Source organism: Paenibacillus oleatilyticus (assembly GCF_018998565.1).
In the GTDB taxonomy this organism is placed as follows: domain Bacteria; phylum Bacillota; class Bacilli; order Paenibacillales; family NBRC-103111; genus Paenibacillus_G; species Paenibacillus_G oleatilyticus.
In genome coordinates, this window is the sequence record NZ_JAHNZO010000092.1 from 1 (window position 1) to 473 (window position 473).

The following is a 473-nucleotide window of genomic DNA, read 5'->3' on the forward strand; positions in this document are numbered from 1 at the left end:
CTGATGGATTCGAACCACCGAACTCGTCAGAGAACAGATTTACAGTCTGCTGCGTTTGGCCACTTCGCTAAGCCTCCATATGAAATTGCAATGGTGCCGCCGAGAGGACTTGAACCCCCAACCTACTGATTACAAGTCAGTTGCTCTACCAATTGAGCTACAGCGGCGAGTGGTGGCTCGGGACGGAATCGAACCGCCGACACGAGGATTTTCAGTCCTCTGCTCTACCGACTGAGCTACCGAGCCATATTTCTTTATTGTATCTCATTTCTTGCAAATTGTAAATCATGGCGGAGCCGACGGGATACTCTCCGTTTCACTCCGAGACTGCGTAGTAACCCTATCGAAGCATTGCTCCGACGAACCCAATGGGTTCTCATCCCTTACAGGGAAGATAATTCATGGCGGAGCCGACGGGATTCGAACCCGCGGTCTCCTGCGTGACAGGCAGGCATGTTAGGCCTCTACACCAC

2 tRNA genes are annotated in these 473 nt (G+C 52.2%); both read right to left on the bottom strand.

The features are described from left to right. Window positions 1–91: 91 nt before the first annotated feature. Window positions 92–167 (bottom strand) — tRNA-Thr (locus KQX66_RS36435). A 3-nt stretch (window positions 168–170) separates the two neighbouring features. Then, window positions 171–246, bottom strand: a tRNA-Phe gene (locus KQX66_RS36440). Window positions 247–473 lie beyond the last annotated feature (227 nt).